This is a genomic window from Haliscomenobacter sp., from assembly GCF_033763495.1.
Classification (GTDB): Bacteria; Bacteroidota; Bacteroidia; order Chitinophagales; family Saprospiraceae; genus Haliscomenobacter.
Genome location: NZ_JANRKL010000182.1, coordinates 1 through 4,342 on the forward strand (window position 1 = coordinate 1; position 4,342 = coordinate 4,342).

The 4,342-nt window shown below is 47.1% G+C and carries 4 protein-coding genes; 1 reads left to right on the top strand and 3 read right to left on the bottom strand.

The genetic code is table 11. The annotated features are described in order from the left end of the window. The 3 genes from SFV55_RS20105 to SFV55_RS20115 all read right to left on the bottom strand — a co-directional run. Positions 1-921, bottom strand: a 921-nt coding sequence (locus tag SFV55_RS20105; RefSeq protein ID WP_320031339.1) for a prephenate dehydrogenase, incomplete at its 3' end; no start/stop codon positions are given. Between the two features lie 127 nt (positions 922-1,048). Next, positions 1,049-2,242 carry a pyridoxal phosphate-dependent aminotransferase gene (locus tag SFV55_RS20110; RefSeq protein WP_320031340.1) on the bottom strand — a complete coding sequence of 398 codons (1,194 nt, stop codon included), beginning with the start codon at positions 2,240-2,242 and terminating at the stop codon, positions 1,049-1,051. A 63-nt stretch (positions 2,243-2,305) separates the two neighbouring features. Further along, a complete protein-coding gene (locus SFV55_RS20115; protein ID WP_320031341.1) occupies positions 2,306-3,196 on the bottom strand; it encodes a prephenate dehydratase in 891 nt (296 codons plus the stop codon). 517 nt (positions 3,197-3,713) lie between these two features. On the opposite strand from SFV55_RS20115, the gene SFV55_RS20120 reads away from it, so the two are divergent. Next, on the top strand, positions 3,714-4,196 hold the full coding sequence (locus SFV55_RS20120) for a DUF962 domain-containing protein (protein ID WP_320031342.1): 483 nt from the start codon (positions 3,714-3,716) through the stop codon (positions 4,194-4,196). Positions 4,197-4,342: the final 146 nt, after the last annotated feature.

A 4,342-nucleotide genomic window follows, 5' to 3' on the forward strand; every position in this document is an offset into this window, starting at 1 on the left:
ATTTGCTTCAGTAATGAGTTGGTGAAAAGTATCGAAATCCTTTTTGATCAAAAGGCTGCGAAACTGCGAAAGCCGACTGATGTGCTCGTCGAGTACGTCGAGTACATTGTCGCGGTTTTGGCGGAAAATGGGAATCCAGGTATCCGGTGAACTTTTGGCCAAACGCACCGTAGAGCTAAATCCCGTGCTGGCCAATTCAAAAATGCGCTCAGCGTCCTTTTCTTTGGCCAAAACGGTTAAGGCCAGGGCGAAGGAACTGATGTGTGAGATGTGTGAAATGTAGGCGGTATGGACATCGTGCTCCACACTGTCAAAATGGGTGATGCTCATGGGGATAGAATGGTAAAGGGCTTCGACAATTTGCACTGCATCCGGGTCGCTGTCGGCGGTATCACACAATACCGTGTATTTTTGATTAAAAAGGTTGGGGACTGCGGCCTCAGGACCAGAGTATTCGGTACCCGCCATCGGATGGGTAGCCACAAAACGCCGCCGCATGGGGTGACCTTGCACCGCCTCCAGAATGGGTACTTTGGTCGAGCCTACATCAATCACCACTTGTTTGTCATTGATTTTATCCAAAACCATGGGGATCACCCGGGTCATGGAATCCACTGGTGTAGCTACAATGATGATGTCGGATTGGGCAATGGCTTCATCGAGGGACATGTCCTCGTCAATGAGCCGGCGACGGTAGGCTTTGTCGATGTTGTCCGGATTGATGTCGACACCGATGATGCGCTGCGCAAAGCCATTCTCCTTGAGGGAGATGGCGAGTGAGCCGCCGATGAGTCCGATGCCGATTATTGAGATGGTCATTTTTGCTTCTTTAGCTCCCACGGCTAAAGCCATGGGTTGGTTCTTTATTGCTGCCTCCCACGGATAAATCCGTGGGTTGGCTTCTCCCACGGCTAAAGCCATGGGTTGGTTTTTTTTTGGTGCCTCCCGGATAAATCCGTGGGTTGGCGTAAATTTTGGATGGTGGAAGGCCCTCACACCCACACGATCACACCTTCACACCCACACCCTATCTTGTGGGTTGGCGAGGCTAGCTGGCAACCTTGAATGGTTGTAAGGCTTTGTATTTACTGATGCGTGCATTCGCTTCCTGGAAAACCTTGGCATCTGCGCACAAGGAAACCCGGACGTAACCATTGCCTTGGCTTCCAAAGATTCCACCTGGGGTGATGAACACATGGGTGGCCTCCAGAATTGCATCGGAAAGCGCATAGCCATCGGGGTAGTAGTTGGGGATTTTGGCCCAAACAAACATCCCTACCTGATGGGGATCGTAGCTGCATTCCAGTAGGTCGAGCAGTGCAAAAACTTCCTTGCGCCGGGCACGGTACACATCGTTGAGCTCCTTGTACCAGGAAGGAGGGTTTTGCAGCGCTTTTACGGCGGCTTCCTGAATGGGTTTGAACATGCCTGAGTCCATGTTGCTTTTGAAGCGCACCACCGGTTCGAGGTATTCAGCTGCCCCTGCGAGCATGCCGACCCGCCAGCCAGCCATGTTGTGCGCCTTACTGAGTGAGTTGAGTTCCAGGGCGACCTCCATGGCTCCGGGGACATCCAACAAACTCATGGGGTTTTCATTCAGGATAAAGGTGTAAGGATTGTCATTGACAAGCAGGATCTTGTGGGCTTTGGCAAAAGCAACCAGTTCTTTGAAATAAGCTGGATCAACCTGGGCGCCCGTGGGCATATTGGGGTAGTTGACCCACATAATTTTGACCTTGCTCAAATCCTGTTTGGCCAGCGCATCCAAATCAGCCTGCCAGTTTTTTTCTTCAACCAAATCGTAATCCTTAACCGTAGCACCAGTCAACAAACTCACCGAACGATAAGTAGGGTAGCCCGGATTGGGCACCAAAACTTCATCACCTGCTTCCAGATAACTCATCGAAATGTGCATAATGCCCTCCTTGGAGCCAATCAGGGGTAGGATCTCTTTATCAGGATTGAGCCGAACACTAAAATATTCCCAATACCAATCAGCAAATGCACGGCGCAACTCTGGGATACCTTGATAACTTTGATAAGCATGGGTATCCTTGCGTTTGGCAGAAGCAATTAAAGCGTCAACTGTAGCTTCACTAGGAGGCAAATCAGGGCTACCAATGCCCAGATTGAGCACGTTTTTGCCCTCAGCCCGCATTTGTGCGATTTGTTTGAGCTTGATGGAGAAGTAATATTCTTCTACATTGCCCAATCTGCTTGCTGTTGAAATTATTGGTATCATAGAGTTAAAAAATTCAAAGGTTTTGTCGGGGCAACCCTAAACATTTTTCCCAAATCAACTGACTCAATAATCATAAAGTATTCCCTGTTTGTAAGCGCCCAACAATTTTAGGTTGTGCGTAACTGGACGTAGCGCCTCATAAGCCTGATCCACACTTACATGCCCTTCGGCCACGTAGTCGATGAACAAGCGGTATTCCCAAGGCTGCCCGATGATGGGGGCTGACTGTATTTTAGACATGTTGAAGTTGTAGGCCGACAGGATAGCCAATACCTTATGCAAACTGCCTACGGTGTGGCTAACCCCAAAACTGATGGAAACTTTGTCCGCATCAGGGTCGGTGATGGCTTGATCGGCGCGTTGCAAAACCAAGAAACGGGTATAATTTTTCTTATTGGTTTCGATGCTTTCCGCCAGCATTTCCATCTCATACAAGTCGGCGGCTAAGGTACTGGCGATTGCTCCTACAGTCTTCAAACCTTTTTCACGGATGTTACGTGCAGAAAGGGCGGTATCTTCGGTACGAATCAATTGGATGTGTGGATATTGACGGAAAAATTCCAAACATTGCTCAATGGCGACAGGGTGGGAGTGGACCTCGGTCAGGTCTTCAATTTTGACACCAGGCAATACCATTAGGTTTTGTTTGACCCGCAGGTAAACTTCCCCAACTGCCATCAGATTGGATTGATCCAGGAGTTTGTAATTGGCCATTAAGCTACCTGCCAGAGAGTTTTCGATGGCCATCAGGGCGGCATCCATTTCTTCGCCTGCTTCGAGTTTTTCAACCAGTTCTTCAAAGGTCAAACAGGGAACGATGTCGATGGGGCGGCCTTCGAAGCACAAGCGGGCGGCAATTTCGTGGAAGGCACCGGGGAAACCCTGGATGCCTACTCTTAGGTTTGCCGTCTCTTGGTCGGCCTCTTTTTCTGATTCTGCAAGTAGCGTTTGCATGTTTCTCTTTTTGGCCCACGGCTAAAGCCATGGGCTGGTTATGTGTGTGGCCTCCCATGGATAAATCCATGGGTTGGCTCCCCACGGATGCAACCCACGATTTAAATCGTGGGATCCCATGAGGTGGCAGGATAATTTGGTTGGAGTTGTGGTATGGGCAAAAAAAAAGTCCCGCTTTGCGGGACCCTTTATTTTATCATCTGTTGTTTAACAGCAAAAACTCAGCAGTCCCTTATGGTTGACCATAAAAGTAAAAGCTGAAAAAGTAAAAGCTGTTGTTCAAGCGCATGATGATGTCATTTTTTAAATGCTTCACAAACCTAGAGAATTCTATTTGGAAACGCAACCCTTGAAGATCAATTTTTTTAATTTTTTTACGATTTCCTAAAAAGGAAACGGAAAACAAGCAATGAGAACCAGGGTTTGAACGAATTCTGGTCGATTATTGCCCTCTTTTGCAAAAAGATCGGATGTTAATTTGTTAATTTCGCAATTTACCATATAAAATTAGGATCGTATGCGGGCAATTGACTCTTTGCTGAGCGAGTATGGCGAAAGCCATCAAAACAAAATCAATAAAGCTTTTCACTGGATTTGTATTCCATCCATTGTTTTTAGCTTAATGGGCTTGTTGACTGCTATCCCTTCTGCTTACCTGAGTGCCTGGTTACCAGCCCAATGGGCACCTTATTTCAATTGGGCGACGATTTTTCTCTTCGTCAACCTGATTTACTATTTCCGCCACTCATTGACCATTGCCATAGGCATGTTGCTGTTTGCTTCTTTTTGCATCGTTGGCAACGTATGGCTGCAACAAAACGTGAACATGCCGCTTTGGCAAACCGCCCTGATCATTTTTGTGGTGGCATGGATTGGCCAGTTTATTGGGCACAAAATTGAAGGTAAAAAGCCCTCTTTTTTCAAAGACGTTCAGTTTTTGATGGTTGGGCCAGCGTGGTTGTTGCACTTTTTGTACAAGAAGGCGGGAATCAAATATTAAGTGAAAAATGAAAAATGAAAAATGAAAAATGAAAAATGAAAAATGAAAAATGGGCTACCGCAGCGGCTTGTTCAACATTGCGTGTCAAAGCCGCTGCGGTAGCCCATTTTTCATTTTTCATTTTTCATTTTTCACTATTTTGTGCC